At 64.7% G+C, this 21,700-nt stretch carries 19 protein-coding genes; 5 read left to right on the top strand and 14 right to left on the bottom strand.

The window, feature by feature from the left end; translation table 11 throughout:
• Positions 1-2: 2 nt before the first annotated feature.
• The 5 genes from BLW56_RS10450 to BLW56_RS10430 all read left to right on the top strand — a co-directional run bounded on the left by BLW56_RS10450 (position 3) and on the right by BLW56_RS10430 (position 5,381).
• Positions 3-971: a bile acid:sodium symporter family protein gene (locus BLW56_RS10450; protein WP_093510431.1), complete on the top strand. Its 969-nt coding sequence runs from the start codon at positions 3-5 to the stop codon at positions 969-971.
• A gap of 67 nt (positions 972-1,038) precedes the next feature.
• Positions 1,039-2,250 carry a toxic anion resistance protein gene (locus BLW56_RS10445; protein WP_093510430.1) on the top strand — a complete coding sequence of 404 codons (1,212 nt, stop codon included), beginning with the start codon at positions 1,039-1,041 and terminating at the stop codon, positions 2,248-2,250.
• A gap of 13 nt (positions 2,251-2,263) precedes the next feature.
• Positions 2,264-2,977: a hypothetical protein gene (locus tag BLW56_RS10440; RefSeq protein WP_256203380.1), complete on the top strand. Its 714-nt coding sequence runs from the start codon at positions 2,264-2,266 to the stop codon at positions 2,975-2,977.
• Entirely contained in the window at positions 2,977-3,603 is a 627-nt protein-coding gene (locus BLW56_RS10435) for a YqiJ family protein (protein WP_093510428.1), read from the top strand. Before BLW56_RS10440 ends, BLW56_RS10435 begins: the two co-directional genes overlap by 1 nt.
• 62 nt (positions 3,604-3,665) lie before the next feature.
• A complete protein-coding gene (locus BLW56_RS10430; RefSeq protein ID WP_093510427.1) occupies positions 3,666-5,381 on the top strand; it encodes a flotillin family protein in 1,716 nt (571 codons plus the stop codon).
• Positions 5,382-5,403: 22 nt separating this feature from the next.
• Here BLW56_RS10430 and BLW56_RS10425 read toward each other — a convergent pair whose 3' ends face one another.
• The 14 genes from BLW56_RS10425 to BLW56_RS10360 form a co-directional block, all read right to left on the bottom strand.
• Positions 5,404-5,727, bottom strand: a complete 324-nt coding sequence (locus BLW56_RS10425) for a hypothetical protein (RefSeq protein ID WP_093510426.1) — start codon at positions 5,725-5,727, stop codon at positions 5,404-5,406.
• Positions 5,724-6,269 carry an RNA polymerase sigma factor gene (locus BLW56_RS10420; RefSeq protein WP_093510911.1) on the bottom strand — a complete coding sequence of 182 codons (546 nt, stop codon included), beginning with the start codon at positions 6,267-6,269 and terminating at the stop codon, positions 5,724-5,726. Before BLW56_RS10420 ends, BLW56_RS10425 begins: the two co-directional genes overlap by 4 nt.
• A complete protein-coding gene (locus BLW56_RS10415; protein WP_093510425.1) occupies positions 6,244-6,840 on the bottom strand; it encodes a hypothetical protein in 597 nt (198 codons plus the stop codon). The genes BLW56_RS10420 and BLW56_RS10415 overlap by 26 nt, the downstream gene beginning before the upstream one ends.
• Positions 6,841-7,043: 203 nt before the next feature.
• A complete protein-coding gene (locus tag BLW56_RS10410; RefSeq protein ID WP_256203379.1) occupies positions 7,044-8,447 on the bottom strand; it encodes an FAD/NAD(P)-binding protein in 1,404 nt (467 codons plus the stop codon).
• A complete protein-coding gene (locus BLW56_RS10405; protein ID WP_093510423.1) occupies positions 8,444-9,337 on the bottom strand; it encodes a TauD/TfdA dioxygenase family protein in 894 nt (297 codons plus the stop codon). Before BLW56_RS10405 ends, BLW56_RS10410 begins: the two co-directional genes overlap by 4 nt.
• A 101-nt stretch (positions 9,338-9,438) precedes the next feature.
• On the bottom strand, positions 9,439-11,109 hold the full coding sequence (locus BLW56_RS10400; RefSeq protein WP_093510422.1) for an arylsulfatase: 1,671 nt from the start codon (positions 11,107-11,109) through the stop codon (positions 9,439-9,441).
• A 122-nt stretch (positions 11,110-11,231) separates the two neighbouring features.
• The gene (locus BLW56_RS10395) at positions 11,232-12,185 is read right to left on the bottom strand and encodes a TauD/TfdA dioxygenase family protein (protein WP_093510421.1); all 954 of its coding nucleotides are present in this window, start codon (positions 12,183-12,185) and stop codon (positions 11,232-11,234) included.
• Between the two features lie 111 nt (positions 12,186-12,296).
• Positions 12,297-14,744, bottom strand: coding sequence for a TonB-dependent receptor (locus tag BLW56_RS10390; RefSeq protein WP_093510420.1), 2,448 nt, complete (start codon positions 14,742-14,744; stop codon positions 12,297-12,299).
• A gap of 627 nt (positions 14,745-15,371) precedes the next feature.
• On the bottom strand, positions 15,372-15,791 hold the full coding sequence (locus BLW56_RS10385) for a cupin domain-containing protein (RefSeq protein WP_218140504.1): 420 nt from the start codon (positions 15,789-15,791) through the stop codon (positions 15,372-15,374).
• Between the two features lie 132 nt (positions 15,792-15,923).
• Entirely contained in the window at positions 15,924-16,793 is an 870-nt protein-coding gene (locus BLW56_RS10380; protein WP_093510418.1) for an ROK family protein, read from the bottom strand.
• Positions 16,794-17,257: 464 nt separating this feature from the next.
• Entirely contained in the window at positions 17,258-18,142 is an 885-nt protein-coding gene (locus tag BLW56_RS10375; RefSeq protein WP_093510417.1) for a hypothetical protein, read from the bottom strand.
• A 39-nt stretch (positions 18,143-18,181) separates the two neighbouring features.
• Entirely contained in the window at positions 18,182-18,859 is a 678-nt protein-coding gene (locus BLW56_RS10370) for a hypothetical protein (protein WP_093510416.1), read from the bottom strand.
• Between the two features lie 40 nt (positions 18,860-18,899).
• Entirely contained in the window at positions 18,900-20,819 is a 1,920-nt protein-coding gene (locus BLW56_RS10365) for a TonB-dependent receptor domain-containing protein (protein ID WP_093510415.1), read from the bottom strand.
• Positions 20,819-21,673 (bottom strand): hypothetical protein, encoded by an 855-nt coding sequence (locus BLW56_RS10360; RefSeq protein ID WP_143043427.1) that lies wholly within the window; start codon positions 21,671-21,673, stop codon positions 20,819-20,821. Before BLW56_RS10360 ends, BLW56_RS10365 begins: the two co-directional genes overlap by 1 nt.
• Between the last annotated feature and the right edge of the window lie 27 nt (positions 21,674-21,700).

Below are 21,700 nucleotides of genomic sequence, written 5' to 3'. Positions count from 1 at the left end.
CAATGTTCTCCCGCATCTTCCCCGACCGTTTCGTCCCCGTGCTGTTCGCGACGATCCTGCTCGCCAGCCTGCTTCCGGTACGCGGCGCCGCGGTGCCGATTGCGGCAGGACTGTCGACCGCGGCAATCGTTTTCCTCTTCTTCCTCAACGGCGTGCGCCTGCCGCGCGACGAGGTGCTTCACGGTATCCGCAACTGGAAGCTGCAGGGCAGCGCGCTCGCCTTCTGCTTCGGCTTCATGGCGCTGCTCGGCCTTGCGGCGCAGGCTGCGACCGCGCCCCTGCTCCCCGCAACGCTCGCGCTCGGCTTCATCTTCCTCGGCATCCTGCCCTCGACCGTCCAGTCGGCGACGGCAGCGAGCAGCCTTGCGGGCGGCAATGTCGCGGCCAGTGTCGTCGCGGCGGCGTTGCTCAACCTCAGTGGGGTCGCACTGTCGCCCATCCTGTTCGCACTGCTCGCGGGCGCCGAAGGCGAGATTCATGGCGAAGCGGTGCTCCGCATCGTCTCGATCCTGCTTGTACCCTTCATCGCGGGACAACTAGTCCAGCGCTGGCTGCGGCCGTGGGTGCTGGCGCACCGCGGGCTTACGACGTTCATGGATCGCACGGCAATTGCGCTCGCGGTCTATGTCGCCTTCTCGGCCGCGGTTGTCGCGGGGATATGGAACCTGCTCGACGGGCGCGAGATCGCGATCGTGTTCGTGGCCGTCGCGGCACTGCTCGCGCTCTCCTTCGGGGGCGCCTGGGCGGTCGGCGGGCTGCTGAAGCTCGCGCGGCCCGACCGCATCACGCTTCTATTTTCAGGCGCACAGAAGAGCATCGCGGTCGGCGCCCCGCTCGCCGCGACGCTTTTCCCGCCCGCCATCGCCGGCATGGTGCTCGTTCCGATCCTCGTCTATCATATGGCGCAACTGATCCTGTCCGCCTGGATCGCTCCGGCGCTGAAGGCGGAAAATGGTGTAGTGCTTGAATAACACAGGACCGCATGCCATATTGGCTTGCGGGCCCATTGGCTGACTTGGGTGGCTGGAAGGAAGACGAATGAGCGAAGTGACTGCGACGGCAACCGCGACCGACGAGCTGAAGCTGACCCCGCCCGACCCCGTACCGTCGGTTTCCCCCGAAAAGGCGGCAGGCCTCGTCCCGCTATCGACGGACCAGAAATCAAAACTCGGCGAACGCGTCGACGGCTTCATCGAAGATCTTGTCGCGCAGGACGTCAATTCGCCTGCCTTTGGACAAAAAGTCGACCAGATCACCAATATGGGCCGCAAGGAAATGCTGGAGGCGGCGAGCCATTCGAACCGCTTCCTCGACCGGCCGATCCGCGCGATGGACCGCGACACCGACATCGGCCAGAATCTGATCGAACTGCGCACCACCGTCGAACGGCTCGACCCGTCGGCGAACGGCAAGCTCATCTCGAAGCGCGGTTTCCTCGACAAGATCTTCGGCGGAAAGATCAACAATTATTTCGCGCAATACCGCAGCGCCCAGACGCATATCGGCGGCATCCTGACCGCCCTTGCCAATGGCAAGGACGAGCTGTTGATGGACAATGCGGCGATCGACGTCGAGCGCCGCAAGATGTGGGAATCGATGGGCAAGCTGGAGCAGATGGTCCACATCGCCCAGACGCTCGACGAAAAACTCGAAGCCAAGGCGAACGAACTCGACGGCGTCGACCCCGCCAAGGCGAAGGTGCTGCGCGAGAATGCGCTCTTCTACGCGCGCCAGCGGACGCAGGATCTGCTCACGCAAATGGCTGTGACGGTGCAGGGCTATCTCGCGCTCGACCTCGTCAAAAAGAATAATGTCGAGCTGGTGAAGGGCGTCGATCGCGCAAGCACGACGACCGTCGGTGCGCTCAAGACCGCGATCACCGTCGCGCAGGCGATGACGAACCAGAAGCTGGTGCTCGAACAGATCACCGCGCTCAACACGACGACCGCGAACATCATCGACGGCACGTCGAAGATGCTGAAGGACAACACCGCGCGCATCCACGAACAGGCGGCGTCGAGCACGATCCCGATGGAAACGCTCCAGCGCGCCTTCCAGAATATCTATGACACGATGGACGCGATAGACACCTTCAAGCTCAAGGCGCTCGACAGCATGAAGACGACGGTCAACACGCTTGAGGGCGAGGTCGCGAAGTCGAAGGGTTATATCGCGCGCGCCGAGGGTGCCAGTCAGGCACAGGCGAGCGTCGGCGGCGCCGACAGTCCGCTCGCGGCGCTCGAAGGCTAAGGCGAAGATGAGCATGAGCGAAGTCGACAAGGTCCGGCTGTCGGCGGCATCGGCGATCGAACGGTCGCGCGAACGGCGGCGGCCGATCGGCACCAAGAGCGTCGCGCTGCGCCGCCAGCATCTTTATAAAAAGCTGGGCCGCGTGCTGATCGCAGGCGGCATCGTACTGATCGGCGCAGCAGTGTTCGGCGCCCTGATCCAGCCGCTCGGCTTCACCGGCCTGCTCGCGCTATTCATCCTCGTGATCGGGGTTGCGGTGCTGTTCGGCCGCTCACCCTTTCCCGAACCGCGTCAGGCCGACCTGCCCAAAACCGATTTGAAACAGCTCGCGGGCCGTACCGAAATCTGGCTCGAGGCGCAGCGTCCCGCCCTCCCCGCCCCCGCGCGCCAGCTCGTCGACGGCATCGGCGTCCAGCTCGACCTGCTCGCGCCGCAGCTCCAGACGCTCGATGCCGCGAGTCCAGCCGCCGCAAATATCCGCAAACTCGTCGGCGAGGATCTGCCCGAGCTGGTCGCGGGCTATCAGCGCATCCCCGCGGGCCTGCGCACCGAGGCGCACGCCGGGCGCACCCCCGACGAAACGCTGGTCGGCGGATTGAAGATGCTCGAAAGCGAGATCGGCAACGCCGCGCGCAGCCTCGCTGCGGGCGAGCTCGACAAGCTGGCAACGCGCGAACGCTATCTTCAGCTCAAATATCAGGGACTTGAGGGCGAAGACGCAGCCTGATGCTCGACCAGTTTCTCGCTCCCGAAAATATCGTCTTCAGCTCGGCGTTGCTGCTCATGCTGCTGATCGGCGTCGTGCAGGCGATCGGGCTCGCGGGCGATATCGATGCCGATATGCACAGCGATACCGACGGCGATATCGGTTTTGCCGATACGCTGCTCGCCTGGGCCGGCATCGGCCGCGTGCCGTTCCTGATGTGGCTGGTGATCTTCCTTGCGCTGTTCGGCGCACTCGGACTCGGACTCCAGCAGTTGATGACGGCGCTGACCGGCGGGCCCGGCACGAACCTGCTGATGGTTCCGCTGACCGCGCTCGCCGCGCTTCCAGTGGCGGGCGGCGCGGCACGCATCGTCGCGCGCATCGTGCCCGGGCTCGAAACCACCGCGATCGAACGCGACGAACTGGTCGGCCTCTATGCAGAGATCAGCATCGGAACCGCCCGCGTCGGCAACCCCGCACGCGCGCGTGTGACCGATCCGCATGGTCAGCCGCATCAGATCATGGTCGAACCCGACAGCGCCGATCAGGTTTTCCAGACCGGTGAGAGCGTGCTGCTCGTAAAGCGCGAAGGCGATATATTCAAAGGCTTTACCCGCGGCGATTTCTATTTACCCCGGCTCGACTGACCCTAATATCCATCCGGGGGCTTCCAATCACGGAGGCGCGAATCGACAGCAACGGGTGAGTCATGATTGAAATTGCTATTTACGCCGGCATCGGGCTTGCCGCGCTTCTGATATTGGGATTGATTGTCACGCGGCTTTATCATCGCGCGACCAAGGAAATTGCCTTCGTCCGCACCGGATTTCGCGGCGAACGCGTGATCATGAACGGCGGCGCGCTTGTCCTGCCCGTGCTCCACGAAACGATGCCGGTGAACATGAACACCGTCCGGCTCGCCGTCGAGCGCAAGAATGTCGACGCGCTGATCACGCTCGATCGCCTCCGCATCGACGTGAAGGCCGAATTCTACGTCCGCGTCCGCCCCGATGCCGGGTCGATCGCGATGGCCGCCCAGACGCTCGGCCTGCGCACGATGAACCCCGAAGCGCTGAAGGATCTGGTCGAAGGCAAGTTCGTCGACGCACTGCGTTCGGTCGCGGCCGGCATGACGATGAACCAGCTTCACGAACAACGCGCCGACTTCGTCCAGAAGGTGCAGCAGGTCAGCTCGAACGACCTGTCGATGAACGGGCTCGAGCTGGAATCGGTGTCGCTCACTGGGCTCGACCAGACGTCGATCGAACATTTCAACGCCAACAACGCGTTCGACGCCGAGGGCCTGACCAAGCTGACCGAGCAGATCGAACTGCGTAAAAAGGCGCGCAACGACATCGAGCAGGACACGCGCGTCCAGATCGAGACCAAGAATCTCGAAGCCGACAAGCGCAGCTTCGAAATCGCGCGCGACAACGAGTTTGCGAAGCTCGGCCAGCAGCGCGAGATCGAAATTCGCCGCGCCGAGCAGGCGGCCGAGGTCGCGCGCGAACAGGCACAGCGCAATCAGGAAGCCGAGAATGCGCGCATCCAAGCGAAGCAGCTGGTCGATGCCAAGCAGATCGAGGCCGACCGCGCGATCGAGGAAGCACGCATCGCGCAGGAGCAGGCGATCGAACTGGCGCGGCAGGAGCAGCAGATCCTGATCCAGAACAAGAGCCGCGAGGAAAGTCAGGCGCGCGGCGAAGCGGATGCGGCACGCGCCGTCGCTGTCGCCGCCGAAGAACAGGTTGCTACCGCACGCGAAACCGAAGTCGCGGAACGTTCGAAGCGCATCGAATTGATCGAAGCGGCCAAGGAGGCCGAACGGCAGGCGATTTCGGTAAAGGTACAGGCCGAGGCAGAAAAAGAGGCCGCAGCGAACCGTGCCGCAGCGCTGCGGCTCGAAGCCGAGGGCGAGTCCGAAGCCGAAAAGCTGCGCGCCGAAGCCGCGCGCATCCGTTTCGAGGTCGAGGCCGCGGGCCAGCGCGCGATCAACGAGGCGGCGAACCTGCTGTCGTCGAACCAGATCTCGCTACAGACCAAAATGGCGCTGCTCAAGGTGCTGCCAGAGGTGGTGCGCGAAGCCGCCAAGCCGATAGAAGCGATCGATTCGATCAAGATCATCCAGGTCGACGGGATCAACCAGACCGGCGGCAGCGCCCCGAACGCTGGCGCAAATGGCGAAAGCGGCAACCTCGCCAGCAACGCAGTGTCGGCGGCGCTCGCCTATCGCGCGCAGGCGCCGGTGATCGACAGCCTGATGAAGGAACTTGGTTTCGACGGCGGATCGCTCGATGCGCTGGTCAAGGGCGCCGCGGCGGTCGAGCCGATCGCGCAACCCGCAATCCGGGAGACGCCGCGCGGGCGCAAGCCACGTCAGAACGCGGTCGTCGCGGACGCCGACGATAGCGAGGAAGAAGCCTGATCGGGCGTAGCGCCGGCGCCAGCTAGGCCTGGCGCCAGCGTTGCGTCCCGAACCACAATAGCAGGACGAGGAGCAAAGGCGGCGCGAGCCCCCAATGCGTCGTTCCCGCCAGCGGCGCGAGTGATGGTGCCGACGACAGCAGCCACAACGCAGCGAGCAGCGCACCCACAGCAAGCGCCTCGAAGGCGAAGCTGCGCCAGAAGCGCCGACGCGCGCGCGCATAGGCCGCCTGCGCATCGATCGCACGCGACACCCCCGCCGCGAAACCGCGGTCGCCCGGCCCTTCGGGCGGTGCCAGCATGGCAGCCAGCATCGCGTCGACATCCTGATGGCCCGGCGTCGTCATGCCTCCGTTCCTTCGTCGATCATCTTCTGCGCCTTTGCGCGCCCGCGCAAGACGAGCGATTTGAGCGTGCCCAATGGCACCCCCATGATTTCGGCCGCCTCGCCATGCGACCAGCCATGACCGAAGCATAAGGTGAGCGCGGCACGCTCCTGCGGCGACAGCGCAGCAAGCAGGCGGCCGGCGTCGATCGCGGCATCGCTCGCCCAGCGCGGATCGGTCGATGTCGCGGCCTCCTCTCCCGCCGCAAGTCCCTCGCGCCGCCGCGCGGTGCGCCGCTGGTCGAGGAACAGCCGCCAGCCGATCCCCATGACCCATGCCGCATAGCTCCCTTGCCCCCGAAAATCTCCCGCGCGCTGCCAGGCACGAACAAAGGCCTCCTGCGCCAGATCGTCGGCGTCGCACCCTGCGGTGCGGGACAGAAAGGCACGCAATCGCCCTTCGTGACGCAATACGAGGAGCTGGAAAGCGGCGCGATCTCCCCCGGCAACGCGCTGGTTGAGGGCCCAATCTTCCTCATCACGCAGCGGGGCGCTCCCCGGCATCGGCGCGCGCAAGGCGGCGACGGACAAGAAGTGCGACACCGACAAAAGCCGGGAACAGGGCCGCACCGACCGCGACGCGGATCAGTTCCTCATGGCCCTGAAGCAATCCGAACCCCGCCATCGCGAGGCCGATCGCGATCAGCACCAGCGCGTTCCGATCGTCGCCCGGCGCGTCCGCGCTCGGCACTCCGATATGCTCATAGGGCTTGTTGAGCTTGTCGATCAGCGGGCCGACCGCGTCCGACTTGCCTTCGAGCGCACGGCGGATCGAGCGATGGAGCATCCACGCGTGCAACAGCCGCGCGAGGAGGAAAAAGCCGACGACGAACAGCGCCACCATCGTGATATTTTCGATCAGATGGAAAAAGTGGGTGCTGATCGCGACCAACTCGGTGGTCGGTGGAGGCGCCGGCAGAAAGGCGGCGATGTCGCGCGGGTCGATATAGGCCGCAACGTCCGCCGGATTGATCATCTGCGGCGGCAACGTCACCGGCGCCGCGGCGACCGCTTGCGGAACGACGGCGGGTGGCGGGGCTGCGGCGGCGGCCACGGTGGCAATCAACTGATCCAAATTCTCTCACTCCTTCACACCGCGCAGGGCTGGTGAAACCATAGGCGGCGATACCGGGCAAGCGCGGATGGTCCGCACCGGGGAGGACCGATCAGCCGCCGCGCGCTATCGCCGCCGGGACCGGCGCAATGACCGGTCATCGTCTGGACGGCATGAAGGACGTCGCCGGATGCACGGCATGAAAGTTTTTTTGGCGTCGGCGCCTAGAGTCCTTCGCCGCCGGTCCAGTGCGCGTTGACGAGGCGGCGCGCTAGCGCGCTGACCTGGCTGCGGATATCGGGAACCGCAACGACTTCCCACAGATCGCCGCGCGTCATCGGGCCGATCGCCAGAATATGTTCGGACGACTTTCCCGACGCATCGACGACATGCCCGTCGCGATCGATATCGAGCCCGAGGCGCAGCGTATCGGGACGGATGCGCCGCGCACCGAGTAGGCGCTTGACCAGCGGATCGGACGAACGCAGCAGGTCGCCTTGCGGTCCGGTGCAATTGATCATTCGCACGGCGCGGGTAGTTACCAATTCCGTTTCGCCGCGCGGCAGCCACGACACCGCAAGCGCATCGGGTTCGACCGCAACACTTGCGATCTTGCCCGCACGGAAATGTAACCGCCCCGAAGCGATCAGGGCATCGATCCGGCCGGCAACCTCGGGGGCGAGCCGGTGCCGATGGACGTCCCAGAAGGGACGCAAATGGCGCAGGAAGCGCGCACGCTTGTCGGCATCGGCGGCCGACCACATCATCTGGGTGATCGGACGGATCGAATCGACGACAAGCCGCCAGTCGCGATCCTGCGCCTCGTCCCGCGCCCAGCGCACGAGTTCCGAGAGTTCCGGCGCAGGTTTGGCGAGCACCGGCTTGGGGCGCGGCAACCCGTCAATGTGGCGATGCGGCCGCAGCCCGCGGCGCGACAGCGCGGTGATTGGCCCTTCGTGACCCTGCGCGGCGAGCCGCAGGATCACGTCGACCGCAGTCAGCCCGGTGCCGACGACGAGCACCGGCGCCTGCTTGTCGAGCCCGTCCTCGAACGCGCTCGCCCACGGATCGCCGATATAGCGATGCGACGGCAGATGTGCGCCCTCGATTGCGGGCGGATCGTGCGGCGGCAGATTGCCGATCGCAAGCACCGCGCGGTCGGCTTCGATCAAGCCGCCGTTGACGAGCCCGAGCGTAACCTGTCCGCGCTTTTCCTCGATATCGAGCACTTCGTCGTCGACGAGCTTCAGCCGCCGGCCATATTTCTCCATCGCCTGACCGAGCGTCTCGCGCAGATAACGGCCATAGGTCGCGCGCGTCACAAACGCCGCCTCGCAGCCGAGCCCCCGCGCCGCAACCCATTCACAGAAATGATCGGGCCGGTCGGCAAAGGCGCTCATATTGCCCGCGCGAACATTGAGCAGGTGCGAGGTTTCGGTGCTGCTGTACGCAACCCCGGCGCCCATCCGGTGCCGGTCGCGTTCGATCAGTAAAACCTCTACGTCGGGCTGCTCGAGCAGATTGATCGCGAGCAAGGTTCCCGAGAAACCCGCACCGACGATCGCCACGCGGGTCGCGGTGCGAAAGCGCGGGCGCGGAGAATGAACCTGGGCTTCGATCATCCTCATCGGGTTACCACATCGCCCGACACGGTGACACGTTCGAGTGCGCGATATTCGGGCCAGTAATCGCCGACGGCATAATGTTGGGTCGACCGATTGTCCCAGATGCCGATCGCGTTCGGGGTCCAGCGGAAGCGGACCTGATACTCGGGCACCTTGATCCGGTCGAAGAGCAGGCGGAGCAGGCTGTCACTCTCCTCTTCGCTCACCCCGACGATGCGACTGGTGAAGGTGTAATTGACGTAGAGGATCTTCTCGCCTGTTTCAGGGTGCGAGCGCACTACCGGATGGCGTACCGGGGGAAAGTCGCGCGCGAGTTGCGCCTTTTTCTCCTCGGTCACGCGGCCGCCGAAGCTGCGCACGATGTCATGCTCGGCCTCGAGCCCTTCGATGCGGTCCTTCACCGGCTGCGGCAGCCCCGCATAGGCGGCGACGGTGTCGGCCCACATCGTATCGCCGCCCAGCGGCGGCAGGTGCCGCGCGCGCAGGACCGACGCGATCGACGGCCGTTCGCGAAAGGTCACGTCGGTGTGCCATTTATTATACGCCTGAAACGGCGCGAGCGTCTCGGCGGTCAGCTGTACGCCCTCGACGCCTTCGATCTTCAGAATCTCGGGATAGCCCTCGACCGACGGAATCACCGGATGACCTTCGAGATCGCCGAACAGCTCGCCCAGCCGGACATGGCTTTCGTGGCTGATGTCCTGATCGCGGAAGAAGACGACCTTGAAACGCAGCCACGCCGTACGCAGAAAATCGGCCTCTGCGGACGACAGCGAGCGGTCTAGATCGAGCCCGCCGATCTCCGCGCCGATCGTCGGGGTCGAGGGCGAAATCGACACGCCGAGCGATCGCGCGGTCTCGAACAGGTCGGGGGTGTTCAGCTGCGTGGCCATGAGCGATCCTTTCGATTCGGAATACGTCTGGGAGCAGCAAAAGTAACTCAACTTATATGATTGACAAGGCCTGACGCGTCAAAGTGCATGATATGCGCGACCTATGGCCGATATGGGATGGAATCGGGCAGGATCACGCCGACATCCTGCGCATAACGATCCCACGCCGCCGCAAGGTCGGCCTTACGGTCAGGGTGGGCGAGCGACAGGTCCCGCGTCTCGCCCGGATCGCGTGCAATGTCGAACAATCGCCAGATGCCGTCGCCGATATCGGTCAGCTTCCAGTCGCCGCGGCGATAGGCGCGCGATCCGAACAACTCCGCCCCCACGCCGTCGTTCGCACCATAGACACGCGCATCGGCGTTCTTGAGCCAGGCGGCCCACGACCGACCGGTGATCGGCACGACCTTGCGCCCCGCGAATTCGGTTGCCTGTGCATCGGCGCCCGCGAGGTCGAGCAAGGTCGGCGCAATGTCTGCGACCGACAGATATTGGGTGTCGGCGCCTTTTCGCGCCGCGATGCCCGCACCGCTGATGAACGCGACCGCCCGCGTACCGCCCTCGCTGTTATAGCCCTTGGTCAGCCATGAGGGCGCGGTCGCCGCCTGTGCCCAGCCCGCGCCATAGGTGAGATAAGACGACGCCGTACCGCGATTGGCGAAACTGTTGTCGGCGTCTTTCAGCGAGCTTGCCAGCATCTGCGCGCCGGTGGTTTCGACGTCGAGCGCCTCGGCACCATTGTCGGCGAGGAAGACGATCACCGTGTTGTCGAGTTCGCCCGACGCGCGCAGCGTCTCGATCACGCGCCCGACATTCTGATCGAGCCGGTCGACCATCGCAGCATAGATTTCCATGTTGCGCGCGGCGAGCCGCTGCTGGTCGGCGGTCAAGCTATCCCAGCTGCCGTCACGGTTGCGCGGCGTATGCGCCGTCACGTCGGGCGCGAGAATGCCGAGCTCACGCTGCCGTGCGACGCGGCGTTCGCGCAGCACATCGAAGCCTTCGTCATAGCGCCCCTTGTAGCGCGCAATGTCCTCCGCCGGCGCTTGCAGCGGCCAATGCGGCGCGGTGAAGGCGAGATAGGCGAAGAAAGGCCGTTCTGCCTTCCCCCTCGCGGGTCGTTCGCCAAGGAAATCGATCAGCCGCGTCGCGAAATAGTCGCTCGAATAGAATCCCTTGGGCAAGCGCACGATGACCTTGCCATTTTCGCGATAGGTCGCGATCCCGCGCGTACCGGGAGTGGCTTCGGGTTTGATGTCGGTGCCATAATGATTGTGTCCACCCTGCAGCAACGCAAAGCTGCGCTCGAACCCGCGCGCATGCGGGTCCTGCTCGGCGGTCAGCCCCAAATGCCATTTGCCCGACAGCAAGGTGCGATAGCCATTCGCCCCCAGCCGCTCGGAGAGCGTCGCGACGTCGCTGCGCAAATAGCCCTCATACCCCGGCTTGCCCTGCTGGTTCGGCCGGATCATCTCGGCCATCGTGCCAAGCCCGGCGCGGTGATTGTCGGTGCCCGACAGCAGCATCGATCGCGTCGGCGAACAGGTCGGCGCGGTGTGGAAGCCCGCAAGCCGGATGCCGGCGAGCGCGAGCTTGTCGAGATTCGGCGTGCGGATCTCGCCCCCGAACGCGCCAAGATCTGAATAGCCAAGATCGTCGGCGACGATGACGAGCAGGTTCGGCCGCCATTCCTTCGCCTGCACCGGCGCGACCGATGCGGCGCCGATCAGCGCGGCAAAAAGCAAACGGGCGAAACGCGAACCATAGGTCATCGGATGATCCTTCGAAGGCAAAAGGTCGGCGCGCCCGGGCGAATGGAACCGGGGCGCGCCGCAGACAGGGCCGGCGCAGTCACAGGAAGGGAGAGGAGAACCACAGGCGCCGGCCGATTTCGTCAGGCGGGTTCGTATTGAACCGCCTTTTCCTTACGCACCGTGCGGCTGCGGCGTCCGTCGATGCCGACCGGAACCTCGCCCGAAATCGTCGCGCGGCGGAGCGTCCGGCGCTGCAGTCCGAAGTCGGCGGTCGCGCGGTGCTGGGTCGACTGATTGTCCCAGATCGCCACGTCGCCTTCGCGCCAGCGCCAGCGCACGACATTCTCGGGCTTGGTGATATGATCCTGCAGCGTCTGGAACAGCCGCGCGCTGTCGGTAGCGTTCAGGCCCACGAACTGCTTGACGAAATGGCCAAGCAGCAGGCTGCGCTGCCCGCTTACCGGATGCACGCGCACCACCGGATGTTCGGTTTCATAGACCGTCGACGCGAAGACGCTCCGATGCTCCTTGATCCGCTTCGCCGCGCTTTCGCCGTCGGGCGCAGATTGCAGGATCGCCGCATAATCATAAAGGTTGGTGTGCGTCGCCCACAGATTGTTAACGAGCTGGCGCAGCACTTCGGGCAGGCCCTCATAAGCGGTTTCGCCGTTCGCCCACTGCGTGTCACCGCCGGCTTCGGGGATCGTGAGCGCGCGCAGGATCGATGCCTTGGGATAGGCATCGACGAAGGTCACGTCGGTGTGCCAGCTTGACGCCGCATAGCCTTCCTTGCTGTCGAGTTCGAGCAGGTAGCGCGAACCCTCGGCAACCGGCACCGTCGGATGCGCGACCGGATCCCCGAGCAGCGCCGCGAAATCCTCATGCTCCTGATCGGTCAGATGCTGCTGGTCGCGGAAGAACAGCACCTTGTGCCGTACCAGCGCGGCCTGGATGGCCTGCACCACCGGCGCAGGCAAGTCGCCCGACAGCTCGACACCATGGACGATGGCGCCGATCGTGCCGGTCACCGGCGTGATTTCGAGCGGAATATTCTTGTCGCGCGCATTGGCATAGCTGTTGTGAAGGTCCGTCATATCAGTCTCCTTTGGGGGTTGGACGGCGGGGGTATCCGGCAAGGGCCTCTGCGGGCGGTCGTCGAATGGGGTGGGCGCGTGGCGCACGCGCAGATGGGGTGGACGCCGCCATCACAGCTTCGTCCGCATCGTCGCGCCGATCGTGCGCGGTTCGCCGATCAGCGAGGTCACAATGCCGGTGTTCTGCGCCGACAAGGTCTGGAAATAATCCTTGTCGAACAGGTTGCGCGCCCAGAGCGACAGGTCGAACAATCCGTCGTCGGTACGGATGCCGATGCGCGCATTGGCGATGCCATAGGCCGTTACGTCGGCGTAGCGGCTGTCGCTCGACGAGGTATTGAAGGTCGACCGATGCGAATAATCGGCGTGCCCGTAGAGCGACAGGTCGCGCCCGCCGAGATTGCCGAGCGGCGCCGACACGTCGCCGCCAAGCGTATAGGTGAGCTTGGGAACACCGGGCAGTTGCTCGCCCGTCAGGTCCTGGATCCCGCCCTGGTTGAGCCGTTCGGGCGCCTGCGGCGCGGTACGGTAGTCGCTGTATGTCGTGTCGGCATAAGCGATCGACGCATAGAAGCTCGCACGGTCGCTCGGCGCATAGCTCAGGTCGCCCTCGACCCCGCGCGATCGCACCCCCGGAATGTTCGCGATATATTGGCGGACGTTGACCGTGTTGGGCACCTGCTCGGTGATCGCGGTCTGGTAATCGCTGATCTCGGTCCAGTATCCCGCAACGTTGAGCGTCACGGCCTTGTCGAACCATTGCGACTTGATGCCGAGTTCGTAGCTGTCGACCTTTTCCGGCGCGACGTCGGGATCGATCCCGGCGGGAAGGTTGGTGAGGTTGAGGCCGCCCGACTTGTTGCCACGCGAATAGGTCGCGTAAGCGAGCGCGTTATCGCTGAACTGCCACGAGAGCGTCGCGAGCCCCGACACGCTGTTATCGGTGAAGCCGGTTGAGTAGCTGGTGACCGGGTTGAACTGCGCACGGAGCGCCGCCGCCTGTGCCGCCAACCCCGCCGGGAGGGTTGCCAGATTCGTCCCCGCGACATGGATCTGCGTGAACGAACCGCTCTTCTTCTCGTGCGTGTAGCGCAGCCCCGCCGTGAGCGTCAGCCGGTCGGTGAATTTCCAGTCGAGTTGGCCGAACAGTGCATAGCTTTTGGTCCGCGGGTCCGAGGTAGAATTCGCCTCGAACCCATTGAGCGCGGCGTCCCATGCAGTGAGCGGGATCGGCGAGGTCGCGGGACGATTCCACAATCCGGCGGCGGGGCCATAGGCGCTCGCCCCCTTGCCGCGAATGATCTGCCAGAAATAATAGGCGCCGACGACATAATCGATCGGGCCATCGGTGTCGGAAGCAAGCCGGATTTCCTGACTGAACTGGCGCTGGCGGTTCGCCTGCTGCGCTTTGACGATCACGGGAAGCGAGGTCGAATCGCCGTCATTGGACGGGTTCCAGTCCCACCAACGATAGGCGGTGATCGAGGTCAGCTTGACCGCGCCGACGTCCCAGTCGAGCTGGCCCGACACGCCATAGCCATCCATGTTGGACTGATAATGGCTGTCGGCCTCACCGCGCCGCGCGAAGGGATCGATCGTCGGAAAGCTGTAACCGGGAAAGCGCGCCGCGCGCTCGGCAAAGCTGTTCGGAATCGCCGCGCCATTCTCGTACGTCCCGAAATAATCGGCGAAGACATTAAGGACGTGGTTCTGCTTCTGGCGCGAAAAATCGCCGATGATGCGCGCCTCGAGATTGGGCGTCGGGGTGAACAGCAGCTGCCCGCGTACGCTCCAGTTCGAATAGTCCTGCGCGCGCTCTTTCTGCGTATCATTGTAGAGGAACCCGCGGCGTTCGGTGGACGATCCGCTGATGCGGATGGCGAGCAGGTCGTCGATGATCGCGCCCGATGCCGAAGCGCGCAGCTGGTAATAGCCATAGTCGCCGACGCTCGCCTCGCCCGAAAATTCGGGGTTGAAGCTCGGCTTGCGCGAGGTGATGTTGATCGCGCCCGAGGTGGTGTTCTTGCCGAACAGCGTGCCCTGCGGTCCGCGCAGCACCTCGATCTGTTGCAGGTCGACCAGATCGAACTGCGATTGGCCGGGCCGCCCGTAATAGACATTGTCGACATAGAAGCCGACGCCATTTTCCAACCCGTCGTTGGTCAGCGCGACATTGCTGCCGAGCCCGCGAATGTTGATATTGGTGTTGCGCGGGTTGAAGCTGAACACTTGCAGGCTCGGGACGATCTGCTGGATCTGGGTCAGCGAATAATTGCCCGTCGCCTCGAGCTGCGAGGCGCCGACGACCGACAGTGCGATCGGGACGTCCTGCGCGCTTTCGTCGCGGCGGCGCGCCGACACGATGATTTCGGCGCCGTCGTAGGACGCGGCGGACGCAGCCGCTACCGCAGCGCCAGCGGCGCTTTCGTCCGCGGTGCTATCGGCAGCCCCACTGGATTCTTCGGCGGCGGTTTCAGCCGCAAAGGCCGGCCCGGCAGGCAGCAACAGCGCCGCGCCGAGCAAAAGCTTCAGGTGATGATCGGGAGAGAAACGGTTCATTAGATATGGTCCCCGGGCGTTGATCCCGCCCCCTTTTTGATGTGATGAATGGTGGCGCGGTGCGCCGCGCCGCATCGGGCAGCCGCCAGCTCCGCCCCCCACAGCGCACGGGCGGCGCTGCGCAGGGACGCAGGATAGCGAGCCAGATCCGACAGGTCGGATTGGGTCAGCAAAGGCATGATGTTTCCCCGCGCCGGCGCTCGGGCGCCGGACGTCAGGCCGCAAACGTCTCGCGTGAGGAGGCGCGGCTGGAGATTATGGAAGGCCGCTGGGCGCGAAGGGCGCGGTCGGTCCGCTACCCCGCGAGACGCGCGGCGATGATCTAGTTGATGCTGTTACACATACGCATCGCAATACCCCTTCTGGGGGGAACGCAATGCCTGGCGATGTCGCCCGAGCATCACGCGCTTTAGCCGTTGGTAACGCGGAGCAAGCTGCTTCCCGGTCAAAAGCCGCGGGTCGAGGGGGAGAGCCCGTCATTCGTCTCGACCAGTCCCGAATGACAATGTCAACTTAATCGATTGATTTTAGATTCGTCAACGCCGGAGGCCGATTTTTGCGACGAAGAAAATCTATCGGCGGACAAGCCGAGGCTAATCCGCCGATGATGATAAGCGGCGAGAAGCGCTATTTGCGCGGGCCCGTGGCGGGCGTGGTCAGGATCGTATCATTGGTATCGACTACGAATACGGCGAGTAAGGTCGCCGGCTCGGTCTGGCTCGCATTCGCGCTGATATTGTGAAAATCGCCTGGTAGTTCGGTGAAATTCTCGCCCTTGCGAAAGGTACGGACCGGCCCGCCGTTGATCTGGTTGAGCACCGCGCCGTCCAGCACCGTCGCATAGATCAGCGCCGACGGCGCGTGGACGTGCGATGGATTGACCGCGCCCGGGCCATATTCGACGAGCACGCCCTTGACGCTCTTACCCGGAACATTGGGCAGTTCGTGCTGATACACGAGCGTGATCTTCGGGTTTATGGCGGGCGCGTCGTGCCCGGAATGCCCGGTTTGCGCAGTGGCGGGCACGACGGCCAGAAACGTGGTCAAGGCGAAAGCGGCAATTGCGGTCTTCATCGTCGGTCTCCAGATCGAGCGGGTAGCGGCCGCATACTAGCCGGTTCGCACCTGCTGCTGGAGAACCGAGGCTCGGCAAAACACCTGTACCATATCCAGGAAGCCTCAAGACAGGCGGAGTGCCAGCGCGAGCGCGCCCAGAAGGCCCGCATCATGACCCAACGCAGGCGCGACGATCACCTCCGCGGGATCGCCGACGAAATAGCCGGCACCTGCCTCGGCAGTCCTGGCGCGAACCCGGTCGAGCAATCCCTGCGTTTCCATCACGCCGCCGCCGAAAATCATCCGCGACGGTGACAGGATGGCCTGAAAACTCAACGCAGCCTGGGCGAGATACCAGGCGATGATTTCATGGCCGGGATGGCCCCCGGGAAGATCGGACAGCGAAGCACCCCAGCGGGCGATGATCGAAGGGCCTGCGGCGAGACCTTCGAGGCAATCGCCATGAAAAGGGCAATGCCCGTCGAAACCGGCATCGTCCGGATGGCGGGGCATGCGAATATGGCCCATCTCGGGATGGCTGAGCCCGTGGATCAGCCGCCCGCCGACCACTGCGCCGCCGCCGACACCGGTCCCGACGGTCAGATAGAGCGCCGAATTCGCCCCTTCCCCCGCGCCCCACGTCCATTCGGCCAGCGCGGCGCCGTTGACGTCGGTGTCGATCGCAACCGGGCAGTCGAACGCGCGCGCAAAGGGGCCGGCGACATCGGCATCGCTCCAGTGCGGCTTGGCCGTGCGGGTGATATGGCCCCATGTTGCCGAAGCTGGATCGAGGTCGAGCGGGCCAAAGCTGGCGATGCCAACCGCCGTATAGCCGCCGCCCTGCGCGCGCAGCCAGTCGATTGCGGCAGGGATCGTCTCCTCGGGACGCGTCGTGTCGATGCGAGTGCGCGCATGAATCCGCCGCGAGGCATCCCCGACTCCGACGATAAATTTGGTTCCGCCAGCTTCGATCAGCGCAATTTTTTCGTCCATATCCTCTCCCCTTGCGCCAGTCTTACAGGACAGACGCGCCGGCGGGGGGCGCGTTCGACCATGATAAGCGGCTTGTTACCCGCCGGAGTGCGATAGCGCGTTTCGATATGATCGACCACGGCGCCCACGGCATCCGTCTCGACCAGCGCGACGACCGCCCCACGAAACCCCCGCCGGTCTTGCGCGCGGCGGTACGCGACGGGGTCGAGGTCGGCACGCGCGGCTTTCCATCCGGCCTGGCGTCACATCGCGGAGCGCAGACGCGCCGAGTCGACGGGCGACGGCTTCGAATTGCGACCGCCGTTCATTGTAATGCCCCTCGACGAGCCCGCGGCTGATCCCCGAATAGACGATCAGAATGGGGATTCCAAATGGCAGGCCGACTGAACGCACGGCGAGGCTCCGGCCGTCAATCAGCGGCGCATGATCGGGGAACCCATATGCCGAGGAGCATCGCGAGCCGGTCAGCCGACCAGCGCAGCAAGTCCGGCGCGATCGATTGCATTCCAAATCGCCTCGCGTGCGGCGAAACGGTCAGCGGTTTCGCCATGCACGGGCGACGACGGGGTTTCCATGACGAGCAGTTGGACAATTTCCGGTCGACTCGTGTCGAAATAGGCGGGATTGAGTTCGACCAGCACGTCGGCCGCGCGGCAGTCGCGTACAAGTGCGCCGGTCGTCCTCAAGAGACATGCCGGGGCAGCGCGGGCGGCTGACTCCATATCGGCCAGTTCGGATTCCAGCCGGCGTCGCTCGGTCGACCCTTCATATTCGACCGCCATCTTGCGCCGCAAATAGCGGCCGGTCGATATGGGGATGAGCAATGGTGCCCGGCCGTGCGTGAAGGCGATGCTGTCGCGAATCTCTATGACGCGCCGCGCGCCGATCGACGCATCGCGGACGAGCCACCAGTCGCCTTCCCCTTCTCCGCGGCGCATCAACGCCTGCTGGGGATCAAGCAGCAAAGACAGGCTGTTAAGCCGGAAGATTACACCGGTCGCGGTCATTCGGTGACATTTTCCGCCCTCGAATTTGAAGGGGTTCATCACGCCAACTTCGGCGCCAAGCACGCCGTGCGGCGGCGCGAGTTCGATCCAGGTTTTGATCCGGTGACAGACCGGGACCGGCGGCGCGTTCACCTGCGGCATGGCGGCGAGCATTGCGACAAGTGCATCCGACGATCGACGGAATTTCCTGACCGCCTCGACCGGAAAGGGCGGTACGCTCACCTTCGGATCGAGCTGGCTCTCGAACCGGCCGTCAGCGCCCTTGACGACGATGGGGGTTTCCTGGGCCGGAGCGGCGGCACCACAGCAAAGCGCGGCGACGAACAAAGGGATGAGACGCATTGGTAATTCTTTCGAATGGGGATGAGGATGATCCGGCAATCAATAAATCTCGTGCCAGTTCTCGATCTCCGACGACCGATTGGCGAGGCCGAAGCAAATGAGCCCGGGGCGACTGGCCGAGGCGCCCGCCTTCTCCAGCCTATATTCGAGGCGTCGGCACCGGAAGCCCTCGACCTGTTCCTCGCGCGCAATGGTCAGCGTGCCTTTCGAGGCCCTGCCCTGCCAGCGGTGGACATGGCCGAGCGGCCAGCTGCCGACACGCTTGGCCCGCTCGCCATATTGCCCGCTGAACTGATCGTAGGAAAATTTCGGGCGCCCATCGAAGTCGATACCGCCTTCGCAATCATTGCAGCTGACTTCGCCGAACTTGTTATAGCTCGCCTTCTGCGCCTCGATATCCGGCGCCACGCGCAGGTCGTCGATATAGCCGGCCTTCCCGGCCGTCGCGCGAACGGGTGCCGCAGGCGCTGGCTGCGTCATATTCGTTTCGCCGCCCCCTTCCGCATCGGAAGTCGGCTCCTCCGGCACCGGGTCTCTACCGCCCGCGCCACCACGAAGACCGCTCGAGATGGTATCCCGCACGGCCGTTTCGGCTTCCTGCTCGACCTGCTGCGTCGCGCGGTCGACAAGACGTTTCAACAAACCTTGGGCCTGCACCGCTTCGGCTGTGCCGAAGAGCGCCAAGCTCACGAAAATCGTGCGGAAAACCTGTCGCATGATGCGCTCCTGATTGTCGTGATGGTGATATTGGGGAGGGTCAACCGAGATCGGTCGTCAGCGTGGCGGTCAGCCGACGCGGCATATTATAGAGATAGATGCCCGACGCCCCGTTCGCCCAACCGAATTTATTGCCGACATTCGCCATCTGCACGCGAAGCGTCGCAGGCGCCTTGCCGATTTTGAAGCGATAGCGCCCGCCGACCGACGCGATCGCGCGCGCGGGGATGACCAGCTTCCCGTCGGTGCTGGCCACCCGATCCGACGTGCTTTCGATGACCAGATCGACGGAGACGGCGGGCGCGAAGGTCGGCCGGTAATCGAGCACAGCAGTCGACAGGCGGCCAAAACTCGCGAGCGGCTTCTTGCCGAGCAGCCCGCTGTCGACGGCATTGCCCGACAAGGTCGCGTCGATCAGCGCTGTCCCCGCGATCGCGGTCAACCCGGGGGCGATTTGCCCGGACAGCGAGAATTCGGCACCGCGATGGCGGACGTCGCCAAGCTGGCGGAACAGACGTGCGCCATCGATCGAGTAGAAGGGTTTCGTTACCTCGAACACACCGGCGACAAGGCGGATGGCGGGGGTAATCGTCCAGCGCAGACCGGCGTCGATCTGGCGCGTGCGGATCGCGGGCGGCGCCTCGTCGCGGTTGATCGCGTGACCGGGCGCAACCGGGCTTTCTTCCAGCCCCTCGGTATAGCTCCCATAGACGGCAAGCGACGGTGAAGCATGCACGGCCACGGTCGCATTGAGTAGCAACGGCGCGTCATCGGTTGCGATCACCGGCGCGCCGGGACCGAACACGCGCTTCCGATAATCGGTCTTCTGCACGCCGATGCCGATTTCGCCGACGTCTTTCCACCGCCCTTCATAAGCGATACCCGCAGTCCATTGGCGCACTGTGTCGCGTGTCTGCGGCCCGAAGACCGACGCCGGTTCGGGGAAAACGACGGGATCCTCGATCGGATGGTTGCCAATGAAAATCTCGCGTCCGCCGCCATAGCTGCGCGAGCGGTCGCGCCCCTTCAGCGACAGGTGCAACGTGTGGAGGCGCGGTCCATCGACAAAACGGCGCGACAGGCGCAACTCACCGCTGGTCGAGGCCGAACGCCGGCCGGGTTCGGCGATCACCACCTCGTCGGCGGTGCCGTCTGGCCGGACGTTGAGGAACAACTGTGTGTGCGAGCGATCGAGGTCGAGGATCGAGCGGAAAGCGCCGGCCTTGAACGTCCAGTCGCCGCGCCGCACCGTGGAGACGAGACCGGCGTTGACGGTCTCGCCATGGTTGGCCGCCCATTTCTGGCCGATGCGCGTCACCCGATTTAGCCGCGGCGGCAGATAGTCGCCTGCGGTCAGCAACAGCGGCGGCAGTTCCTCATCGGCGATCCCGATGCGGCTCCAGAAGGGAGTGATTTCGACTCCATCGACCGGCTGCCACCGCGCGATCAGGGCCGCGGTGCGGAATTTGGCGGCGCCGCCGGTATGGTTACGGTCGGCGAACAGGCCATAGCCGGCGCCAACCGCCAGCCGGTCGGTAACCGGAAGCTGGCCGTCGAGTTCCAGCACTTTCGATCCGAAGGGGCCGAGACGTCCGCTGACGCTGAGCAGCCTCCGATCGCCGGGCTTGCGCAATTCATAGTCGGCGATGCCGGTCGGCGCGGGAAACGGATAACCCTGAGCCGACAGGCCGACGCGCATTTGCAATCCCGCGATCGCACGATCGGTGAAGGTCGCCTGCTGGTCTATATAGAGGCCGTCGAGACGGATGTTGCCCGCCTCCTGCGCCGAAAAGCCGCGCACATAGCCGGGATTGTAGATGCCGATCTGTTCACCGCCGATCGACGTCCCGAAGGCATCCTCGGCACTGGTGGTCGCATTGTCGTCGGCACGCTGCGCGAGCGCTGCAGCGGGGGCTGCGGCGAGCGCAAACGCGATCGTGGTCGAACAGGCGCGGCGCATCACTTCACCTCCTTCATACGGCGTTGGACATCTTCCCAGTCGGTCATGAACATCGCGGCGGCGAGCCGCGCGGCGGGCCGTTCGGGGTTCAGCCGATCGCTGCGCAGGTCGTCATTTTCGTGCGAATAGCTCGACATATGGACGAGCAGCGGATGCACGCCCGCCGATCCCGGCTGATACCAGCTGCGGTCGTGCTGCAGTTGCAGCGCTAGCGGGCGCGGTCCCCAGGCATATTCGGCATCGGCATCATATTCGGGGAGCCTGTCGGCGACATAGAGGCCGTAAGCGGAGCCGGTGCGGATCTGAAAGCCGCCGCGCTGTATTCCTTCGCCCTGCACCTGGCGGCGCGCCATCATGTCATAGGGGTTGAGGAAGACGCTCAGCACCGCGCCCTCTTCGGAGGGGGTTACATACCGACCGTCGCGCTGGATCGTGTCGGGCTTGCCCTCGATCACACTCTTGGCGCGAAGCGTGAAGGTCGCGCCGACCAGCCGGACCCCGTCGAGCGTTGGCACGACCGAGATGTTGATATCGGCCTGCAAGCTCGTTCCGCGCACGTCGCGCAGCGAGGGTTGCCGCATCAGTGCGTCGAATGCGACCAGCGCGCGGCGGCGCAACAGGTCGACCTCGGCGATCGGAATGGGCGAGCGCGTCCGCGGCTGATGCACATGAATGTCGGGCACCTTCGAATACCAACCCGGCAGGCCCGTGCCGGGGGCCGGCGTGCCGACCGCCCAGCGCTCCATAAGTTTCTTCGGCGCACGATTGTCGCCGGGCGCGGCGAGCGCTGCAGGCGCAGCCGGCGCCACTGCAAAAAGCCCGAGAATGGCGAGCTTCAACAAGGATAATTTCATCGTTCCAGCTTTCTGAAGGAGGAGGCT

The organism is Sphingopyxis sp. YR583 (assembly GCF_900108295.1).
In the GTDB taxonomy this organism is placed as follows: domain Bacteria; phylum Pseudomonadota; class Alphaproteobacteria; order Sphingomonadales; family Sphingomonadaceae; genus Sphingopyxis.
The sequence above is the reverse complement of the archived record's forward strand: the minus strand, read 5'-3'. Positions and strand labels throughout refer to the sequence as shown.